Origin of the sequence: Pseudoalteromonas sp. SMS1, assembly GCF_021530565.1 — a bacterium.
Lineage (GTDB): Bacteria > Pseudomonadota > Gammaproteobacteria > Enterobacterales > Alteromonadaceae > Pseudoalteromonas.
The window spans coordinates 1-19,554 of sequence record NZ_JAKGBI010000034.1 but is presented as its reverse complement, the minus strand read 5'-3'; the positions used below and the strand labels follow the sequence as shown (position 1 = coordinate 19,554).

Below are 19,554 nucleotides of genomic sequence, written 5' to 3'. Positions count from 1 at the left end.
AAAGTAAATACTCAGGGGAGTAAGAATGCGAAACCTAGAACAGCAACTTGTGCAATACGCGTTGTATCATAGAGACAATAGAAATATAAAAACGCATCTTGTTGGTGTACCTCTGATTGTGTTTTCGGTCATAATATTGACATTTTTCCCACTATTTGCCCTAGAGGGAGTCACGGTAACACTGGCTATGTTGTTGATTGCGCTAGTAAGTGGCTATTACTTTTACTTATCACTGACAATCGGATTGATAATGACACTATTGCTTGTAACTGGTTATATGGGGGCGCATGCAATTTATCATATGATGCCGTCAAACATGCCTACAGGTTGGGAGTTTTACAGTATTGGTATTGGCTTTTTTGTTGTGGGTTGGGTGTTTCAGTTTATCGGGCACTATTTTGAAGGGAAAAAGCCTGCATTTGTTGATGATTTAATCGGGTTGTTAATTGGACCACTGTTTGTTTTAACCGACGTGTTGTTCAAACTGGGTTTTCTGAAAGAGTTGGAGGATAAGATTATTAAACAGGCAGGGGCATACAGAAATTAGTTTTGTATGCCACAAAGAGAATTGTTTAGAGGCTAATCCGAGTCTCTAGTTGGGCGCCTTTTAGAATGGTAATATCTTGGCAATTCATACGAATTTGACCGTTGTTGGTTTCTAAAATGTAACCTGCCTCAGGTGCTTTTTCCGGGGAAGCTTCACTTAATTGCTTGCGCGCTCTGTGAACCATGATATTCATATGGTTCATTTGCACGCCAAGCTTTTTAGCAAGGTCTTCACGATAGATCCAACCCTGCAATTCGGGATCAAGGCCAGCTTGTTTGTCCTCAATACGGATTCTTGCTAAAAGCAACATTAGGTAATGATGGCTACGACTACCTAGGTCAATTTCTTCCCCTTCAACATGCAATGATAAATCCGTCTTTTCTTCATCTAGGCTTACTGAAAAGTTGAGAGACAGGGGTTTAACCGATGGCTGCTGTTCTAAATGCTTTGTCATTGTAGAAACACCTGCGCAATAAAATAGCCACTGCTCGCCAAATAAGCTGGTGATCCCGCCATCAATCAAAGCTTGTCTATCTGAGGTATTCAAATCCTCTAAAAACCAGTAATTCAAAAGTGCATCGTAGTAGACTATGTGCGTTGCTTCTTCCTCATTAGGAAGTAGCATTTGATTCTCTATTTCAATGACATGTTTGGAATTATTCTGCGATACGAAATACTGACAGTTTGCATTTAAACTTGAGACAACAAAAGAGTTTTGCCCAGGTGCCGCAAAGTCAATTTTATCGTTTTCTGACAGTTGATACGGTAAGTTTTTATCTATTTTCCGGTCATTGATCCAGATGCCATTTGTACTGACATCTCTAATCAACCAGCTTTCATTGGTATACTCGATGATAGCGTGATGCCTTGAAATTCCTGGTTTATCTAAAAATGTGTCAACGTTAAACTTGAAACGTCCAAAGGTGTGGTAACTTTTGAGGTAAATTTTTTCGAGCTTTTGCTCATCAATCAAGTAAGCCATAGATTTTCCTAGATTTCCGTATTATTGCTAAAGGTTAGCAGCACGTATCAATTGCAGAAATTTTACCTGATAAAAGAAGTAGACTACTAGTGAAATGCTTCGTATTCCTTGATTATTTCGCTAGTAGCTACCATTAGTCCGAGATTCTGAGTGCGTAAGGCTTCCCAGCTTAATTTTTTCTAGCTTAAGCTTTACGTCCGATAACTAAAAAATAGGCCCACCTAGGTGGGCACATATAAAGGGAAATCTGCAAGGTCTTCAATAGTAAGTAGCCAATTGAATATCATTGGTAATGTTTACTAACCTATGTCTCTATTCTAGGGGGGATTATTAATTTTATCTATTACATGGGATTACAGCACTTTGATATCAGATAGGTAGTACCTTTTATTTTCCTTGCGATAAATCAAACAATGAACCATCCTTTTTGTATGGCTACGATTTTTAACTCCACATGAGGTGGTTTATGAGTGAGTTTAAACTTTTGAACACAACTAAGCTGGAAGGAATTTATCAGTTTTGTGAGCATTATGAAGGGAACCCGCTATCAATATTTAGTCCAGCAGAGCAAGTTGTAACAGACTTCACTCGTCGCCACCCGCAAGTGATACTGAAGGATGTGGACATTGATCATGCGCTTTTTATGATGGTGAACGGACATGTTAGATGCAAATTGGTCATTGATCATGATGACACGTTTGTGGGTGTTGTGAACTCAAAAGATTTAACTGGTAGAAAAGTGCTGACCACAGCGCAAAAACGCAATGTGTCACGCGCGGATTTAACCGTCGAAGATGTGATGACCAAAAAAGAAGATTTACATGCGATGTTTTATGAATGCGTTGAGCATGCTCGCATCGGCGACATATTAGAGACACTCAAAGAAATTGGCCATCAGCACGTTTTGTTAATGGATAGCAATGGAAATTTACGAGGTATGATTTCAGCTTCAGATATTGCAAGGGCACTGCATATCCCCGTAAATATTTTGCAAAAAGCGCACTCGTTCAAGGAAATTTTTGAAATTATCTATGAGCATGCTGAAGTTACGGCCTAATGGCCGTAACGGAGGTCTTAATTGCGATTTTCAAGAAAAGCCAACACACCAAGAATGGAGGCAACTTGGCCATCAATACACTCTGTAGGCGTTGTGTTGGTGCTGTCAGGGTAGACTTCGGTCGTGGTAACAAACGGGGCGTCAGTCATTCCCATACATAGACCAAGTTTAGTACCATCGTAGTTAATCACGCCAAATTGGGCGAGATCTACCCCAATCAGCTGGCCATTTTCATCTGCATCTGCAATATGTGTTACCTTTTGAACTTCGTCGATGATCACTTTCTGAAATTCGGGCTCAGGCTTTTGAGTATGTCCGACAAGATAAAAACCATCAGGGATGTTCCAATTGTGATTTTCTTTGCCATCTCGTGCCGCTAATGCTGGTCTAAACTCACTATTGTCAGTGTCCGTCGTCTCATGCAAATCTATGTGGGCAATGATGTCGCCTTCATACGCCGATACATACGCCATTGCTAGTTTAGATTCAGGCGCTGGACTGTCTTTGTAGAATGAACGGTTTGGGTCAATGGCGTCAGGGTTCCACCTATTAATGGTTTCAAAGCCCCAAGGGCTGATACAGGGCAAAATCAAAAAGTTGTATTGATCGCTAAATTGCTCGATGAAGCGCTCAACAAAAGCGAGCGCACCCAATACACCACTGGTTTCGTATCCATGCACACCGCCGGTGATCAGGATTGTGGCGTGCGCAGGGTTGTAATTCTTATTTTTCAGTGCAAAGAGCGGGTAATTGTCAGCGTCATATGCCAAAACACCATACTCTTCGACGACACAGATGTTGCTCAAAGCATTTACTCTGCGAGCGACATCGGTGTGATAGGAGCGTTGGCGCTGCTGTTGTTGGTACCAAGCCTGCTTCTGTTCATCACTCCATGGTGTCCCTGGTGTGCCAATGGGATATTGATTTGACATGATTCTTCTCTATGTTATGAGTTTGCTGCTGCATCGTAAGCAGTTTGCCACCATATCTCAACCTTTTACGCTAAGTACCCTAATTGCTGTAGTGACTTTTTCTGCTTTTTGGTGATTTTAAACGCCAGCAGTGTAATTCGCTTTTCGTTCGTGTGTATTTGAATCGCTTTTAAGCCAAAGAAGCTTTTCGTTGTTAGGTGCGATATTTCTTCTGATGGCACAAATTTCCTGCGTCCAAAAATATTGAAATGAGATAAACCTTGATTACAAATAGTCACACATTTCTGGCCAGAAAGTGCCAAAATAAAATGAATAGAAACTGCAAGAGTTGCAACGACTGCAACGAAAAACTGAGCGGCAGCTATTTGCGATAGTTGCAGATCAAAGAACAGTTTTGCAAGGCTTAAAAGTATTAGAGATAACGTGGCAAGCACGAAGTAAAATAAAGTATTAACCTGAAGTCTTAGCTCTTTCATTAAGGATTCCTATTATCTATTCAGTCTTTTTTCTAATTTGGGGAAAGATATTGGAATATAATGGATCAAATATGAAGGATTACTCGAATAAGCAAAAATACGATTTTTCTAGGGTATTTCGCGCCATTTATCAACCAAATTGGTTAGAAACCCGCAGCTTCTGTATGATTTTTCTATAAAATTTGACTCTCTGAGTCGTTTTATTCCCAATTCTAGTTCACGAAAGGTTTGTTGACTGCGTGGGTGCTTTCTGCTTATAACAAAGTGTCTACTATCTTGTAATGCAACTTTAATTCCTTTAATTGCTTCAATTACATAGCCATCCCCACTGTACCTAAAATCGGTTGAATTATTGAATGAGACAAGCATAATATCAACCCAACCATGGCTAACCAGCTTGGCCATGATTATCCATTCAGATTCATTAAACATGGCTTTTGGTTTTAGCTGCTTCAATGTTTGCCAATCAACACTCCAGTTTTCATTACTGACTGCGGTTACTTGAGACAAATCAGCGCCAATTTTTTTTGCGATCCTGTCTGTATGGTCCGGTGCTGCAAAAATGCCTGCATAATATTCCCCTTTTCTAATTATGGGAGAAGAAATATATACATTGTTGGCGATTGGTTTTACTTGGCTCAACCACATTGTATCAACACTCACAAGCAGCAAGCCTGACTTCAGTAAATTTGCTTCTTGCTCTTCATGATCAATTAAAACGAATTCAAATCAAATGGACGAATTACCAAGAATAAGCGCTTTTTGAATCAGCACTAAATCTACAATATCTCGCTGGCAAAGCGGGTGGTCGAATGCTTCAGGTGTGATGTGTTTTAGATCTCGGTTGCTGAAAATCTTTTTTGTATAGTGATAGATATCTCTGTCCACAGGGACTGATATAACGTCTTTGCTAAAAACTGAAAACGACAAGGCGAAATATAGCGAGACTACAAATACAGCGGTTTTTGGCATGATGGTGGCTCTTGCTGATCTATGTTAAGGGTAGTGTATCTAACTCAACATGTATATTTTTTAAGTGACATTAGAAAGGAGGTTTTATAAGGTCAATGTTGGCATATAAAAGCCGTAAATACCGTCAATTTGAAGGAGCTACTGATGAAGTTTGAACAATTACTTTCTCATCTCGACAGTGGAGTGTGTGTCGAGCAGTTACAAAAAGAGTCACTGTTAGACATAGCTTTAATGGCCCAATGTGTATGTGGTGAATTAAAGCCTGGTGAGTTAAGCCATATATTGCGATGGGCAAACTCGCTGGAATGGAGCACGTCAGTATCACTGAATCAGTATATTGAGGAGTCATTGGAAAAATGTTTGGCGGCACTAAAAGATAACCGTCTTGACAGCTTTTTAGCGCACCGCATGCAACAGATTGAAGATCAGCCTCTCAAAGAAACGGCGTCATTTTTGCTTAACAAGATACGTAACACGCAGACAACGGGCCTTGAAGTGAGTGTGTAAAGACTGCAAGCGTGCAGTCTTTAAGATGTGTCTTGTGCCGTGTAATACTATTATTGGCAGTAGCGTGTTTGCAGATGGTTTTTAAAATACTCGGTGTTTAAGGGGTGGCCCGTAGCTTTAATAAGTAGCTCGCTGGTAGAGAGTTGGCTGGCATGCTGCCAAACTTGAGCATTCAACCAAGCATATATTGGTGAAAAGTCACCTGCCAAGAGGTGCCTGTCAATATCAATTGATTGCAGCATAGCTGCTTTAAACTGAGCCGCATACATAGCACCGAGCGTATAGCTTGGAAAGTAGCCAAAACTGCCATCTGTCCAGTGAATGTCCTGCATGCATCCATCTTTATAGTTATTCTTGGTTGATATACCAAGCAACTGACTCATCTTAGTATCCCATAGCGCTGGGATATCATCGGTGCGGATATCGCCATTGATGAGGGCTTTTTCAATGTCGTAGCGCAATATTATGTGGGCAGGATAGGTTACTTCATCAGCATCCACTCTGATGAGGCTAGGTTGTACGCGTTGCAGTTGTGATTTTAGCGTCACTGCAGCTGGGTGCTCAACTTGCTGCGTAAAGTGGGTCTGCACTTTGTCGCTTAAGAATTCAATGAAAGGGTCACTGCGACCAATCTGCATCTCGTAAAACAGCGATTGTGACTCATGAATGGCCATTGAACGCGCTTTTCCAACGGGAAGAGCTTGAATTTCTTGTGGCAGATTTTGCTCGTAACACGCATGGCCTGTTTCATGGATAACGCCCATCATCGCGTTTAAAAAGTCGGATGTTTCGTAGCGTGTGGTAATACGCGTATCTTGACTTACCCCGCCACAGAAAGGATGTACACTGGTATCCAAACGACCGCGATTAAAATCAAACCCAAAAAAGGCCATCAACTCATGTGCGAGCTTAGTCTGCTCTTCTATTGGGTAATGTGCATTTTGTTGCTTGATATTGGGTGAGGTTGATTGCTGAATAATGTCAGGTAGCCAAGTGGCTATATCGCCAAATAACACGTCAAGTTGCGCGGATGTCATCCCAGGCTCATAGATATCTAACATCGCATCATAGGGCGTTGAATCTAACTGCGAGGCTCTAATCTGCGCTTCTTCTTGACTAAGTAAAACCACTTCGTCAAAGTGTTTCTTAAAGCCGACCCAGTCATTTAGCTGCCTTTGTGAACGCCATTGATGTTCACACTTCGCACCGGCTAGACTTTTTGCTTTGACGAGCTTTGATGGCAATATAGAGGCATGCTGCCACGTACGTTTGATCTCACGCAGACTGGCTTGCTGAAGCGGGGTTAACTGTTCAAGGCTGGCATTGTGAATGAGTTCTTCTAATTCATCTGCCGTATGCAATTTATGCAGGTGAACCGCAAGTTCAGCCATGGCTTGTGCACGACTCTCTGCACCACCAGAGGGCATATTAGTTGCCTGATCCCAACTGCATATTGCACTGACATGTTCAAAATTACTGATTGATTGGTAGTGCGCTACCAGTTTTTGATAGTTTTTCATGGGGGCTATTTTATCTCTTCTGCAATCTCGGCAATTTTTTGTCGCAACCAAATATGGCTTGCGTCTCGGTGCAATAATGGGCTCCAAATCATATCCAATTCAAAAGGAGGGATTGGGAAAGGTGGTTCCAATATTGCGAGCGATGGGTCGTCCTTATAAATATTCGCGGCTTTGGAGGGTAATGTGGCAACTAAATTTTGCTCTTTTGCTAAATGAATAGCAACGTGATAGTTACGTGTAAATGTGGCAATATTTCTATGCTTGCCAAAATGCGCAAGGGCTTCATCTACCCAACCTAGTTTTTGTACATCTTCAGGGTCCATGCCAACACCCACACCAAACCCGGTTTTACTGACCCAGATATGTCGGGCTTTTAAGTAGGCATCAAGTGTAAAGTTTTCTTTTATCGGGTTATTTGATTTTACCAAGCAACAAAAGCTGTCTTTCCAAATCTGTTTGTGGTGAAACGATTGCGGTAGGTTTTCAAAACGGTTGATGGCCATATCGACTTTGCCATTTTCCACGTCATGAAAAGTTACATCGCTTGGCGTCAAGATATCTAGTGTTGTGTCTGGTGCCTCGTTGTGGAGTTTTGCCAGTAGCTTTGGCGCGAGTGTACTTGCTGCATAGTCACTGGCCATGATCCTAAATACGCGTTTGCTTTGACTGGCTTCGAACTCTCTATTTGGCGCAAGGGTTTCTTCAAGCGTCATTAGTATGCCACGTATGACTGGCTGAAGTTCAAGGGCTCGTTCCGTCGGTACCATTCCCTCACTTGTTCTCACTAGAATAGGATCATTAAACAGGTTTCTGAGTCGCTTTAATCCATTACTCATCGCAGGTTGTGTAATACTAAGCTGGTTTGCAGCTCGCGTCACATTACACTCTCTTAAAAGTGTGTCTAAGTACACGAGTAAGTTGAGGTCTATTTTACTGATATTCACAGTGTTCCTTTATTCTTATTGTGCTGTCCAAACCGCTGATCTTGGGGATAAGGAAATACATGTTTCGTTATGTGCTGGCGTATATTGCGCTGCGCTTGCTGCCAATAATCAGGTGTTAATAACTCTGGGTGGAGACGTTCAAATATAGCTCTGAGTTTAGGGTTAGTTAATACAAAAGTACATAGCTGTTCCGGAAATACGTCATTTGGCGCAAAAGATAGTGCACTTTCACCACAATATAGGTCATTTAATGACGTTTTAGGGAGCGCTTTAAAGTTCATCTCTGTGAGGTATTGTACTTCGTCATAGTCATAGAAAATAACGCGTTGATGGCGACTGACACCAAAATTTTTCAGTAGCATGTCACCAGGGAAAATATTCACATGGAGCATTTCTTTAATGGCATGCCCATAGTCATTGATAATAAACTCGGCGTCGGTGTCATTTGCATCCTGAAGGTATAGATTGAGCGGGGTTATCCTACGCTCGATGTACAAATGCTTTATGACGATAAACTTATCGTCTTCAACAATGCTATTCGCAATTTTATCTCTCATATGGGCCAGTAATTCAGCGTCTACCTGACTTTTATTAAGAACAACATTAGAATACTCCAGTGTATCTGCCATTCTTCCAACCCTGTCATGATTCTTCACCAGTTGATATCGTTCAAGTACGGTGTCTCTGCCAAAAGGCTTACTTTCGGAAAACTGGTCTTTAATGACTTTAAATACATAGGGAAAAGTGGGCAAAGTAAACACCAGCATGACCATCCCGGGCGTGCCAGGTGCAATGCAAAATTGTTCATTGTGACTTGCTTGATGTGTTAAAAAAGCACGGTAAAACTCCGTTTTTCCATGCTTGTGAAAACCGATTGAATTGTATAGCTCAGCCTGTGTTTTACTTGGCATTAGTTCATTGAGAAAACCGACAAGCGCAGAGGGGGCATGTGTTTGGACCATAAAGTAGGCACGCGCAAATCCAAAGATGAGGCTCATTTGGCTGCTGTCAGTAATGAGTGCGTCAATTTTCAACTTACCACTTTTGTCATGAAGTACGGCAATGATAAAAGGCTGTGCGCCTTTACTGGAAATGACTCTGCCCACGATGTATGCACTTTTATTTCTATAAAATGGCGTGCTTAGGATATCGAATCGCATTTTAAAGTGCTGTTGATGTGTGTTGGGGGCTTGTTTAATGAACGCTTTCTGTAATAACCGAATATCACCTTCAAGATCGCCAAATTCACACAACAAATTAATATTTGAGATTATTTTGTGGATTGTCGGTTTTAGCCCATCGACAACCGGAAAGTAACTGCGGTACTCAGCTTCAACTGGGAGTGTTGTTGTGGTATTGAGTGAGCTGACAACAAAGATAAAATTGTTATTGAAATAACTATGATGAAAAAGTTGACAAAAAACAGAGTTATAGAAGGTTTCTGCGAGCTCTGCTTGTGGATGAAATGTCAGTATTTCAATATACGCTTGCTTGACTTGATACCATAGTGTTGTGTTGATTTGCGTCGTGTTAAAATGCAGTCGGAGAATATTTACAGTGTCTGACACTCGTTCATCATAGTGGCTTATTCTAGATTTATTTACCTTTTCAATAATATGCCATTGTTGTTGAGCAAATGCGTGTGGCACCTGAGCCGTTATATCTTGAAATAAAGAGTAGTGTTTTCTAAAACCGGAAATAATCAAAAAAGCAATTTCTTGAGGGGCCATTTAGCCTCCTTGCAAGCCGTTGAGTATATTATCCAACGATGTTTAGTCGCAGTGATACTGTTATAGGCTGATACGATTAAAGTTGGTGTCTACTCTAGCCCGAAAGTTCGCCAGTTAGCAAATCCAAATGTAAGCCATACTCAACGTACAAAACTTTTATGACAGGCTGTTGATGATAAATTACCGAGGTGAGGCTGCGTGTACGAGCATGGCTAGGCTTGAATACACAGGCTTATGTTACTCCATTCTTTTTAGCTTTTTCTCTATTTGCGCGATCTCCTTATTGAGGACCTTGACTTGCTGCAAATAGTCTTTATTGATTGACTTTAGCTGCTGTTTGACATCCTGCACAGTAGCTTTGCGCTTGTCATCATCCATAAGTCGTGTGACTCTGCGCTGTTGCTCTCTGGCTGCTTCATCTCGCTTTCGACCTAAAATTGCGGCATGTTGTTTTTTCGCTCTTAAAGCATTTTTCAGATTGCGAATAATCTGGCGCTTTTCAAGTTCATTTAGCGTTTTGAAGTGTTGCTCAGAAGGAACTTTTGCTTGTGGATCAGAATGTGTCAGTGTGAGTTGTTGCGCCGAATTGGAGCAGGGGTGCTGACTGAATACAGTACTTTTATCGGTAACGCATTTATAATAGGTGATAGTCGACTTTGCACTACAAAACAGGGGAAAGAGTAAAAAAAATAACCTAAATATTGTCATTGCTGTAGCTTCCTTGTTGTTACCTGACTTCTAAATATAGACGACAAAGAATAAAAAGGCAGCAAGGAAGGTGGTATAAAATACAAGGGACTTACTAATATTCATTTTAAATGAGTATATTAATTAGCATCTAACCTTTATAGGTTAGATGCTTTACCAGTAAATTGTTTTAGTCGCTTGATACTTTGGACTAAGAAAGGGGTATCTAGTTTCTGGTCAATATGAAACCCTTCTTTAGCAGAAATTTGCTTATGACTGCCATCATGGTTAACCAGTATAATACGATCTTTCTTATACGCAATCAGTACACCTTGAGAGTAATTAACTCCTTGGTTTACAGACTCAGAACCGACGACGTTTCCAAGCATTGTCTGCTTTGCTAAATCACCACATTTAAAATGTTTATCTAACAGCGTCATCATTATGTCGTTACCTTGCATTAAGCCGGTATGTTTAGAAAAATAAGGCAAGTTTGTGTGCAGTTTTGTCTGTGTCACAATAGACTTTTCATTGCTTTTCTCAATGATGATATAGCTTTTACCCTTTTGAATGTCTGGCACTTCATCACGGAACGCAAAGGCAACTTTGCCACCATCAATACTTGTCTTAAGATAATCAAACGGTACTGCGCCAGTAAGGGAAAGCGTATTTGCTGTGTTCCAAACGGGTGTTAAACGTCGTTCTGTCACTGTGGTTCGGTAGTATGCAGGTAGGCCATAAACTAAATTAAAATACTGATCTAACGGGTTTGTTGGCACCAATAGCTGCGTTTGAGTCGACCAAGCTTCTTTGCTCAATAACTCAGTATTGCTGTCAAGTGATTGGGTCAAAACAATGATTTCAACTGGATCTGCGTTAAACTCACACTGTGGTAAATTAGCAGGCAGTTGATAGTTAGAAGTCGCGTTTTCCAAACGCACCGTTCTTGCTTGCTGATACTCGTTCAAATCGAGTAGTTCATGCCTTGCAAGTAACGTTTTTGCGGTAGTGGGATACGACAACGGCAACACATTATCTTGTTTTGTGATGTCAAAATAGTTATTTGCATCTGCCCAAACATGCATGAGGTGACTGATAGCAAAACAGCTAACAAGTACGCCTGTGGCATATTTGGGGAATCTATACGATTTTAACTTATCTAGATGGCGCCAAGCATGGTTGCCGACAACAAGTTCAAATGTCAGTATTGCGGCCACCAATAAAAGGATAAACACGGCTGTCGCAACAGATAACCCATTTATCATGCCGACTAACAAAGAAGCAATTTCAGGTAAGGATTGCAAGCTGATGTGATAGCCTTGTTGGTAATACACGAACGCATCTAAGCATAACGTGAGTATACCGACTGTCGCGATGATGGCAGCCATTCCCCTAATGTGACGAGGATAGGGAAAGACTAAGCTTAATGGGAATACTGTGAGCACAAACGCACAAAAAGTAATAAAACTGGTGTGGCTTAACCATGTAACAAGCATGTAAGCCCAACCAGCAATACTATTCGGTGCAGAATCCGCTGCCAAATAGGTCAGTGCAATTATCAGCACTAAACCGATATTGGCAAAGGTAAACCAGTGCCCCCAACTTAATAGTTGACTCGCTTTTGACGAAAAAGGACTGTGAGGTGTGAGATTCATTCCGTTATTTTACCGATTGAATAAGCGCCTTAGCAAAATTTTCAGCAACTTCCTGTCTTTTGGCTTCTGGCACATGTTCTTTTAAAATGTGCGTGATAGAATTTCCTAAACACATTAGACTCAAGTCGACAGGTGCTTTGTGCTCTTGGAGTACATTGATTAAGCTATCAACAATTTGTTCTACTTGTTCATTGGAATATTTAGACTGAATTGGCATCGGTTGGTTCAAATTTATAGAGTTACAATTCTTCATATTCTAACACCAGAGGCGTTAAAAACAAAGATGAGCATTGAGGTGAAAAAGCTTGTTGTACATTATGTAGACAAGCGTGACGAAGAAACAGAGATCCATTTACGTGAAGATGAAATGGTGATTAATGATCGAGTAAATGTTTTTATCGAGCAATTGCACCATGCATATAATGGCAAACCAGGCAAAGGTTACTGTGCATTTGACGGCGATAAAAATAGTACCGTGGCTTCTGCAATGCAAAGTTATCGCAATAGTGAGCTTGGGTTTTGGCATATGACGCAACAAGCGACTGAAGTGCTAAAAGAAGAGCTGAATAAATACGCATTTCATGAAACTGGCTATTTAGTATTCTGTCATTATCAATATGTGGGATGTGATTATATGTTGATTGCACAAATCAGCATCAAAGAGCATTACTCGATTACTTCTGAGTTGGATCTTGCAAGCTCTAGGCACCTAGATATCTCGCGCATGCAATTAGCCGCGCGTATCGACCTCACAGCCTGGGACACACAAGCAGACGAAAATAGGTATATTTCGTTTATTAAAGGCAGAGCAGGGCGCAAAGTCGCGGACTTTTTTCTCGACTTTTTAGGGTGTGCAGAAGGGGTAGATCCCAAACAACAGTCTCAGACCATGCTCCATGCGGTTGAAGACTATTTGTCTGAGCAGCAATTTGAAAAAGCGGAAAAAGACGTGATCCGCAAAGAAGTCTTTGATTACTGCAATGACTGTATCAACAGTGGCGAGGATGCTGATATTGAAGGGCTATCAGATACTTTGTCGAAGTCTTCTGAGGTGCAATTCGAAGACTTCTATAAAGAGCAAGGTTACGAATTAGAAGAGTCTTTCCCACTAGATAAAAAGACCGTTACTGCAATGGTTAAGTTTTCTGGCATGGGCGGCGGTGTCAGTGTCGGGTTTGAACGTAAGCATTTAGGTGAACGAGTTATTTATGATCCTGTGAATGACACGCTGACCATTAAGGGCGTTCCCCCTAATTTGAAAGATCAATTAGAAAAGTACTCACAAGAGAATTAAAAAAGGCCTTTATGGCCTTTTTTAATTTAAGATTTACCAGAAATAATGAATTGGGCGAGCTGCTGACCGAGTTTGTCTGCAAGTTTCCCCATTGCATTACTTTTAGCGGTGTCTTGGAAGCTAGAGGCTGCTTTTACTTTTGCGTTAAAGTGCGCTTTTTCTTCACCCGCTTCTGTGATTACTAAAAAGCTTTCTGCAAGGCTATAATATGTGCCCAATTTGCTCATGTCTTGCCAATCAACGCGAAACCGCAGTTCAAAATCAGCGGCTTGCTCCGTGACTTTAATACCTTGGCTGGTGAGCGCGCGAGCCAGCATATCTCTCACTTTGCCATGCTGATCACTGTCTGCTGAAATACTAAAACTGATGTTGTTTAATATGTCATCAGCCAAAGCGTGTTGCTTGCGCGCGGCAACGGGCATTGCAACTTGTGCGGCCTGAAGCATCTGTAAATATTGATTTAACTTGCCGCGCTTCACAACGCGTTCTTTTAATGCAACTGCGCGTTTCAGCGTCAGTGTTTTATTGCCGGCGTGTTGCAAGTTAAATTGAGCGATTTCTTCATCTAGCGAATTGATAGAAAGCTCTGTTTGCATTACAGCCTCGGTGCGATTGAAAGCCACGAGTGCATATGCTGTCTGTTGCTGTGCGTTAAAGTATTCATCTTCAATTTTTACACCTTGGAGCTGAATGCTAGGCACTTTAGATTGAATGAGCTCGTCTATATGAAAAGTCATAGACTTGTCATCGGCTTGTTGCTTAATTGTCGTATTCGCAGAGATAGTTACGTTCAATTGCTTCGCAAGTGCTAATCGCGCAGATTCTTGTGCTGCAAGTTTAGCTTGTTGCATGTCACCGGTATTTTGCGCTGTGCCTACGCCGTAAACCAAGTAGCTCGACGTAGGCGCCACAGTAATCCATTGTGGTACAACGCTTACTTCGCTCTGACTGGCTGAATTGGATTGACAGCCAGTCAGAACGGATACGCCGATAAGCGCCGCGAATAGTGATTTAGAAGCCAAAACGTGAACGTTTCTGCAGCTTTTGAATTTTCTTTTGTCCATTCCATACCTCACGGTTTGTTGTCATGTCAATTAGGCGCAAGTCAACTTGGTAGAAAGTTACTCGGCTGCCGCCTTGCTCATCAACAAATGAATTGATGGTGCCTGAAAGTGCATAGTCTGCTCCTTGCTCTTGACCCATTTCATTTTGTGTTTCTAGGCTTGAGTTAAGCTCTTGATCTTTTCGTTCTTCACGTATTTCTAAGCGCACATCCTGATTTGCAACGAAGTCAGCTTGGCCGCTGCGCAAAATAGCGCGTTTTAAGTCATTTAAGAACGTGTCTACTGCAATATGTTGGTGTGACTTATTGCGAACTGACTGGATGATGATAGCAGGTCTTTGACCTTCTTTTTGTAAGTGATCGTTAACCCATGGGAAGCTAAGCATATCATTGATCATGGCTTCAGCTACGAGTTGAGAGTCCTTCCCATTCCATTTGTCAGACAATGCAACCTCTTGATTTGCATCTACTCGTTGTACTTTTGTCGAAGAACAGCCTGACACAGCCAGTGTACATGCAACAATGAGCGGTGTGATTTTTAGCAAGGTTTTATTACATTTCATAACATTTTTCCATTATAAAAAAGTTGATTCTGGTACGGTGACACGCGACTGGTGTAAAAACGTGCGGGTGTGCCATAGTGTTATACTGTCTGACACATCAACGGCTTCTGATTGCTCAATCACTTTCCCGGAAGTAAGGTGGGTTTTTAAAGTGATTTCGTAAGTCCCTTTAGTTAGCGGTATCTGTACATAGTTGATTTGGGCTGGCAGTGATTGCCATTGTCTTAAATCCGCGGAGGCGGTAACTGCGTTGACGACCGAGGTTGCAAATTTGGCAAAGCCAGCAAATGATTGATCGAGCCCGGTTGCGTTGATGGTTTTTTGGGCTGTAATCGCTTTGATGATTTCTCTGGTCAATGCGACCTGAATTTCAGAGTTTGCATTTCTCAGCGCATCTTGCAGTGTCAGTAGGCTAACAGAATAAATTTTATCTAACTCGGCTGCTTTTTGACCATTGACCCACACCTCAGAACTTTTTACTTGTTGCTGCAAAGGCTCAAGATAGGTGACAGAGATTCGACTGCCATATTCTAGGGCTTGGATTAGGCCTGCATCTTCAGCGTCGTCCCATAGCGAGCCCAATGGGATCCGCTTTGTCAGGGCGCCCATTGCAACATCGCCGATATCGCCCAATGCATAATTCTGCACCATGTCAAAAATACTCGTATCTGCAAAAAGCATTTGAAACCATCGCATTTGCGCTTTACGCTCTTTGTCAGTACCCCAAAGTATTGGAGTCATGACTAAGGCTTTGGATTCGTTGTCTGCTTTCAACAGTAAATTGAACTCTTTTCGTTGTGGCCCGATCCCGACGTTTTGCACAACATTGAGTAAGGGCAATTGAGCCCCCCTTGGTGCGTGATTGAATTTCTTTTTCAGTTTACGGATTTCATTGTGGTAGCCGCCTGCTTTAGTCATAACGCGGATGAGGTCCGTGTAAACTTGTGCTGTAATCTTTTTGTCATCAAGGTTGTATTGTTTCGCAAACCCGTTCTCAAAAGCACTGAGCGCGCGTTGATATTGTATTCTCGCTGAGTCTAATTCCTCACTCCGCTCAAACAACATGCCACTCATATAATGGGCAAATGCATCGTCTTTATAATCGATATTTACCAGCAAGTCGCTAGGCGCAAAAATGGGTTGGATTATCCGATAGATTTTATTGATTAACTGGTCAGAGGTAGGAGCTTGTTCGGTGTCTTTTTTATAACCTCCTGTTTCTGATTTCAAATTACTCAGGTAGGTGTCTAGCTGCCTCATCTCAACCATTGCGGAATCTAAGTATTGTTGTTTATTGGGGCCTGCACGATTAGCCAGCGCATTGTAGTTTAGGGCTTTGTACAGGTTTATAAGCGGTCGATGATAGACTTTACCGGCATAGGTTGTGTAGGTGGGTCCGCTTACTAATGCCACAGCAGACTCTACGACACTGATCGTATATTGTGCCTCAATGATTTCTTGTGCCTCGGTAAGTAATCGATTGCTGCGTTCATAGTTTCCCTGCAAGTGATTAAGCATGCCTAGCTCTAAATAATGCAGCAGTTTACTTTTTCCATTGGGCGAATAATCGGTTCTGATTGCTTGTTTAGCCGATTCGAAATTACCTTGTTGTGCTAAAAGGATGGCGCTCTTATTTGCAGGCGTGGATTGGCAGCCTGTGACTAAAGAGAGGCACAGTAGGCATGTCGCGAGATAAAAATGATTAAAAACATTAGATTGCACGTTGACATCCATGACTTGTAAGAAACATATCGGTGACTATATCAATAATTTCGGTTATATTGTCTCCAAGTTTAAGATTTTTTTAGTTTTTTTAAAGAACAAAGTTGTAAAAAATCGTTCTTACAATTTATTACTGTAATTGGCTCTGCCTTTTGATAAATTTAACTCATCGCTTTAGGCAATTAATCTGACGAAGGAAACCACCATGAAACTTAAATCGCTACTTACTACAGTGCTTGTTACAGGGATATTGGCAGGGTGTAGCTCAACGAAAGAACAATCTGCTTCTCAATCGAAAGTAAATATTCCAGATTGGGTACTAAACCCTACTATTGAGAACGGTATTGCGGCGGCGGATTGTGTTAAATTTTCAGGTAACATATCTATTGACCAAAAAAGCTCTGTTGCAAATGCGCGTTTAGCACTAGCGCAACAAATCGAAACGCGTATTGAAGGTCTAGATAAGACATTTGCCAATCGCACAGATGCAAATGATGAGACAACAGTAGGTTCAACGTTTAGTTCTGTATCAAAACAGCTGACTAAACAAACGCTACGTGGCTCTCGCGTCAATAAAGCGGATGTTGTCGAAATCGCAGGTAAAGATTACTATTGTTCTTTGGTTGTGCTATCGCCACAACTAACTCACTCCTTGTTCAAAGATGTAATCAAGGAGAGTAATAAAAACATTAATCCTCAAGACGAAAAATTCCTTTATCAAGAGTTTAAAGCTTACAAAGCTGAAAAAGATCTTGAAAAAGAAATTGCGAGATTGACCAACTAATAAAGCGCGCCCTAGGGTGCGTTTTTTGCTTGTAAGGATTAAAAAGTGAAAAAAGTACTAGCATTAACCGTGTTATCTCAGCTCGTAATTGGCGCTTCTTATGCTAACAGCGCCTCGCCATTTGATGAATTATCAAAAGAAATGGAAGGGTATGATAGCAAGGGTCAAACTTCACCTGAAGATGCTCAGACGCTCAGTGAATTTGAACAGTTCAAAGCCGCCCATTTAGGAGAGTATGAGCAGTTTGTAGAGCAACATTTAGCAGAATATGATGCCTTCAGAGATGAGTTAATCAAACACTGGGGTGAAGCTAAGGTTGCATCTCGCAATGAGTATGTCTCCTATTCTGAAGATAATTTGTCTAGACTTGAAATTGACTTCGAAAATAATGAGTTAACTTTAAGTATTCGTCACGACGGCGAGGGCGCCCCATCGGAGTCTGATATTAAACGTGAGTTTGAGCGTTTTAGACAATCGGAAAATGCGGTACTACAAAGCTTTTTAAATGGTGAAACAGCCAAGATCAGCGACGCTCCCCACGCAGCTTATAAAATAGACCGAAGTCTCAAAGTGAATGCGATTATTGATGCCAAGGCAAAAATAAAGCAGCAGACAATTGAACAAAAGCAATTGTTGGATAAAAAAGCGGATGAGAAGCTGGCTCTCACGCAAAGCGATGCAAGCGACGTGGTAGAAAAACTAAATGCCGACAAGGCTAAGCTCGAACAGTTAGAAGTTAAACGCATCCAGAATTTGGCACAGTCCGTCAGACAAATTGCCGGTCAAAACGATGAAAAAGTCACTAAGGTGACCATTAAACTGCCACAAGGCAGTTTAGCTAAAAAGCGTGCATCTCATTACACTGAGCATATTTCAAAGCAGAGCGAGCGCTTTGATATTGATTCGAGCTTAGTACTCGCTGTGATGCATACGGAAAGCCACTTTAATCCGCTTGCTAAGTCACATATACCTGCGTATGGACTCATGCAAGTTGTACCTACCAGTGCCGGTGTTGATGTCAATCGGTTCTTATTTAAGATTGATGCACCAATGAGTGCGCCTTACCTATTCGTGGTCAATAATAACATTGAGGCGGGCACTGCCTATTTGCATTTACTCAATGACAGATATTTGCGTCATATTAAAGATCCCGTTAGCAGGAAATACTGCATGATAGCGGCTTATAACACCGGTGCTGGTAATGTAGCCCGTGTGTTTAATAGCGATGGTTCTAGAAATATTTATAGCGCTTCAAAAGTCATCAATTCCATGTCTCCAGAGCGGGTTTTAGAAGCATTACAAAGTGGTTTACCCTATGACGAGACCAAGCACTATTTGAAAAAAGTGTTGAAAACCGAAAAGCTGTATATTTAGCTTAGCATTAAATTCCTACCTTACTATGTATGTCAGACTGTATCTAAGAATCCCCTAGAACAGTCTGACAATATTCACCATCAGGTTACACAACAAAAAGCGCCGTATATTGCTTTCAACTCCTCTGCTTTAAGGCAAGTAAACTGGTTAACTTATACCATCAAAAAAGTAATGCACTAGCAGGCGAGCATTTAGTGAAAGTTGGAACAGTCACTTGCGAAGTGAAGGAGAGTCGGCGGTCTTAAATACAAAAAAAACCGACCACTTTAGCGGTCGGTTTTTTTATGAGCACGTAGAATATTGATTATTCCACAGGTGCTGGAGAGGCCATTTGTGCGCTTGCACGTGCCGTCGGTGCTTTAGAACCTGAACCTAAGCTGCTAGAGCGGATTATTGTTCGTAATTCGTCTGGCATGGCGTTAGGGGTGACCACATTTTCAGGTTCTTCGCTAGGGCTTGCTTTGGTCATCGGTGAAGCTGCACTGCTATTGAAGCGCACGCGTTCAGATGTCTGGCCACGTGTTACTACATTTGCAACTTCCGCTTGAGGTTGCTTTGTAGATTGCGTCGCCTCAACTGACTTGGCACTTTCTTCGGCTTGCTCAGCAACAACTGTTTCAGCCACAGGGGCTTCGGCTTGCTCAGCAACAACTGTTTCAGCCACAGGGACTTCGGCTTGCTCAGCAACAATTGCTTCGGCCACAGGGGCTTCGGCTTGCTCAGGAACAACTGTTTCAGCCACAGG

At 41.6% G+C, this 19,554-nt stretch carries 20 protein-coding genes and 1 pseudogene; 6 read left to right on the top strand and 15 right to left on the bottom strand.

All coding sequences use genetic code 11. The features are described 5' to 3' along the window. Positions 1-25 precede the first annotated feature (25 nt). Complete coding sequence (locus L1286_RS23275) at positions 26-547, top strand: Mpo1 family 2-hydroxy fatty acid dioxygenase (protein WP_235409421.1); 522 nt, start codon at positions 26-28, stop codon at positions 545-547. Positions 548-572: 25 nt separating this feature from the next. Here L1286_RS23275 and L1286_RS23270 read toward each other — a convergent pair whose 3' ends face one another. Further along, positions 573-1,529, bottom strand: a complete 957-nt coding sequence (locus L1286_RS23270; protein ID WP_235409420.1) for an FHA domain-containing protein — start codon at positions 1,527-1,529, stop codon at positions 573-575. 466 nt (positions 1,530-1,995) lie between these two features. Between L1286_RS23270 and L1286_RS23265 the strand changes: the two genes are divergently transcribed. Continuing rightward, entirely contained in the window at positions 1,996-2,586 is a 591-nt protein-coding gene (locus L1286_RS23265) for a CBS domain-containing protein (protein WP_235409419.1), read from the top strand. A gap of 17 nt (positions 2,587-2,603) precedes the next feature. On the opposite strand, the gene L1286_RS23260 is transcribed toward L1286_RS23265, so the two are convergent. The 4 genes from L1286_RS23260 to L1286_RS23245 all read right to left on the bottom strand — a co-directional run bounded on the left by L1286_RS23260 (position 2,604) and on the right by L1286_RS23245 (position 4,966). Then, complete coding sequence (locus L1286_RS23260) at positions 2,604-3,518, bottom strand: M14 family metallopeptidase (protein ID WP_235409418.1); 915 nt, start codon at positions 3,516-3,518, stop codon at positions 2,604-2,606. Between the two features lie 65 nt (positions 3,519-3,583). Then, positions 3,584-3,994: a hypothetical protein gene (locus L1286_RS23255; protein WP_235409417.1), complete on the bottom strand. Its 411-nt coding sequence runs from the start codon at positions 3,992-3,994 to the stop codon at positions 3,584-3,586. 108 nt (positions 3,995-4,102) lie between these two features. Continuing rightward, complete coding sequence (locus L1286_RS23250) at positions 4,103-4,657, bottom strand: hypothetical protein (RefSeq protein ID WP_235409416.1); 555 nt, start codon at positions 4,655-4,657, stop codon at positions 4,103-4,105. Positions 4,658-4,723: 66 nt separating this feature from the next. Continuing rightward, complete coding sequence (locus L1286_RS23245; RefSeq protein ID WP_235409415.1) at positions 4,724-4,966, bottom strand: hypothetical protein; 243 nt, start codon at positions 4,964-4,966, stop codon at positions 4,724-4,726. Between the two features lie 144 nt (positions 4,967-5,110). On the opposite strand from L1286_RS23245, the gene L1286_RS23240 reads away from it, so the two are divergent. Further along, a complete protein-coding gene (locus tag L1286_RS23240; RefSeq protein WP_235409414.1) occupies positions 5,111-5,473 on the top strand; it encodes a hypothetical protein in 363 nt (120 codons plus the stop codon). Between the two features lie 50 nt (positions 5,474-5,523). Here the strand turns inward: L1286_RS23240 and L1286_RS23235 are convergent, their stop codons facing one another. From L1286_RS23235 to L1286_RS23210, 6 genes are all read right to left on the bottom strand, one after another. After that, positions 5,524-6,993 carry a carboxypeptidase M32 gene (locus L1286_RS23235; protein ID WP_235409413.1) on the bottom strand — a complete coding sequence of 490 codons (1,470 nt, stop codon included), beginning with the start codon at positions 6,991-6,993 and terminating at the stop codon, positions 5,524-5,526. Between the two features lie 5 nt (positions 6,994-6,998). Further along, positions 6,999-7,937 carry a LysR substrate-binding domain-containing protein gene (locus L1286_RS23230; protein WP_235409412.1) on the bottom strand — a complete coding sequence of 313 codons (939 nt, stop codon included), beginning with the start codon at positions 7,935-7,937 and terminating at the stop codon, positions 6,999-7,001. Further along, positions 7,934-9,667, bottom strand: coding sequence for a bifunctional isocitrate dehydrogenase kinase/phosphatase (aceK, locus tag L1286_RS23225; RefSeq protein WP_235409411.1), 1,734 nt, complete (start codon positions 9,665-9,667; stop codon positions 7,934-7,936). The genes L1286_RS23230 and aceK overlap by 4 nt, the downstream gene beginning before the upstream one ends. 237 nt (positions 9,668-9,904) lie before the next feature. Continuing rightward, positions 9,905-10,375: a DUF4124 domain-containing protein gene (locus tag L1286_RS23220; RefSeq protein WP_235409410.1), complete on the bottom strand. Its 471-nt coding sequence runs from the start codon at positions 10,373-10,375 to the stop codon at positions 9,905-9,907. Between the two features lie 137 nt (positions 10,376-10,512). Further along, positions 10,513-12,009, bottom strand: a complete 1,497-nt coding sequence (locus L1286_RS23215; RefSeq protein WP_235409409.1) for a DUF3413 domain-containing protein — start codon at positions 12,007-12,009, stop codon at positions 10,513-10,515. 4 nt (positions 12,010-12,013) lie between these two features. Beyond that, positions 12,014-12,226 (bottom strand): YejL family protein, encoded by a 213-nt coding sequence (locus L1286_RS23210; protein WP_235409427.1) that lies wholly within the window; start codon positions 12,224-12,226, stop codon positions 12,014-12,016. Between the two features lie 66 nt (positions 12,227-12,292). Here L1286_RS23210 and yejK point away from each other — a divergent pair, with 66 nt between their 5' ends. After that, positions 12,293-13,303 (top strand): nucleoid-associated protein YejK, encoded by a 1,011-nt coding sequence (gene yejK / locus L1286_RS23205; RefSeq protein ID WP_235409408.1) that lies wholly within the window; start codon positions 12,293-12,295, stop codon positions 13,301-13,303. 26 nt (positions 13,304-13,329) lie between these two features. On the opposite strand, the gene L1286_RS23200 is transcribed toward yejK, so the two are convergent. From L1286_RS23200 to L1286_RS23190, 3 genes are read right to left on the bottom strand one after another with little or no spacing between them, the layout of a single operon-like run. After that, a complete protein-coding gene (locus tag L1286_RS23200) occupies positions 13,330-14,367 on the bottom strand; it encodes an LPP20 family lipoprotein (protein WP_235409407.1) in 1,038 nt (345 codons plus the stop codon). Then, complete coding sequence (locus tag L1286_RS23195) at positions 14,315-14,929, bottom strand: penicillin-binding protein activator LpoB (RefSeq protein ID WP_235409406.1); 615 nt, start codon at positions 14,927-14,929, stop codon at positions 14,315-14,317. The genes L1286_RS23200 and L1286_RS23195 overlap by 53 nt, the downstream gene beginning before the upstream one ends. 12 nt (positions 14,930-14,941) lie before the next feature. Next, positions 14,942-16,651, bottom strand: a complete 1,710-nt coding sequence (locus L1286_RS23190; protein ID WP_235409405.1) for a hypothetical protein — start codon at positions 16,649-16,651, stop codon at positions 14,942-14,944. Between the two features lie 205 nt (positions 16,652-16,856). Between L1286_RS23190 and L1286_RS23185 the strand changes: the two genes are divergently transcribed. Both L1286_RS23185 and L1286_RS23180 read left to right on the top strand, forming a co-directional pair. After that, complete coding sequence (locus L1286_RS23185; protein ID WP_235409404.1) at positions 16,857-17,435, top strand: LPP20 family lipoprotein; 579 nt, start codon at positions 16,857-16,859, stop codon at positions 17,433-17,435. 45 nt (positions 17,436-17,480) lie between these two features. After that, positions 17,481-18,809 (top strand): murein transglycosylase domain-containing protein, encoded by a 1,329-nt coding sequence (locus tag L1286_RS23180; protein ID WP_235409403.1) that lies wholly within the window; start codon positions 17,481-17,483, stop codon positions 18,807-18,809. A 304-nt stretch (positions 18,810-19,113) separates the two neighbouring features. Here the strand turns inward: L1286_RS23180 and L1286_RS23175 are convergent. Then, positions 19,114-19,554 (bottom strand): annotated as a pseudogene (locus L1286_RS23175) (ribonuclease E); the annotation flags it as partial.

Coding starts and splice junctions, on each gene's coding strand:
- L1286_RS23275 (WP_235409421.1), top strand. CDS start 26: ATGCGAAACCTAGAACAGCAACTTGTGCAATACGCGTTGTATCATAGA.
- L1286_RS23270 (WP_235409420.1), bottom strand. CDS start 1,529: ATGGCTTACTTGATTGATGAGCAAAAGCTCGAAAAAATTTACCTCAAA.
- L1286_RS23265 (WP_235409419.1), top strand. CDS start 1,996: ATGAGTGAGTTTAAACTTTTGAACACAACTAAGCTGGAAGGAATTTAT.
- L1286_RS23260 (WP_235409418.1), bottom strand. CDS start 3,518: ATGTCAAATCAATATCCCATTGGCACACCAGGGACACCATGGAGTGAT.
- L1286_RS23255 (WP_235409417.1), bottom strand. CDS start 3,994: ATGAAAGAGCTAAGACTTCAGGTTAATACTTTATTTTACTTCGTGCTT.
- L1286_RS23245 (WP_235409415.1), bottom strand. CDS start 4,966: ATGCCAAAAACCGCTGTATTTGTAGTCTCGCTATATTTCGCCTTGTCG.
- L1286_RS23240 (WP_235409414.1), top strand. CDS start 5,111: ATGAAGTTTGAACAATTACTTTCTCATCTCGACAGTGGAGTGTGTGTC.
- L1286_RS23235 (WP_235409413.1), bottom strand. CDS start 6,993: ATGAAAAACTATCAAAAACTGGTAGCGCACTACCAATCAATCAGTAAT.
- aceK (WP_235409411.1), bottom strand. CDS start 9,667: ATGGCCCCTCAAGAAATTGCTTTTTTGATTATTTCCGGTTTTAGAAAA.
- L1286_RS23220 (WP_235409410.1), bottom strand. CDS start 10,375: ATGACAATATTTAGGTTATTTTTTTTACTCTTTCCCCTGTTTTGTAGT.
- L1286_RS23215 (WP_235409409.1), bottom strand. CDS start 12,009: ATGAATCTCACACCTCACAGTCCTTTTTCGTCAAAAGCGAGTCAACTA.
- L1286_RS23210 (WP_235409427.1), bottom strand. CDS start 12,226: ATGCCAATTCAGTCTAAATATTCCAATGAACAAGTAGAACAAATTGTT.
- yejK (WP_235409408.1), top strand. CDS start 12,293: ATGAGCATTGAGGTGAAAAAGCTTGTTGTACATTATGTAGACAAGCGT.
- L1286_RS23200 (WP_235409407.1), bottom strand. CDS start 14,367: ATGGACAAAAGAAAATTCAAAAGCTGCAGAAACGTTCACGTTTTGGCT.
- L1286_RS23195 (WP_235409406.1), bottom strand. CDS start 14,929: ATGAAATGTAATAAAACCTTGCTAAAAATCACACCGCTCATTGTTGCA.
- L1286_RS23185 (WP_235409404.1), top strand. CDS start 16,857: ATGAAACTTAAATCGCTACTTACTACAGTGCTTGTTACAGGGATATTG.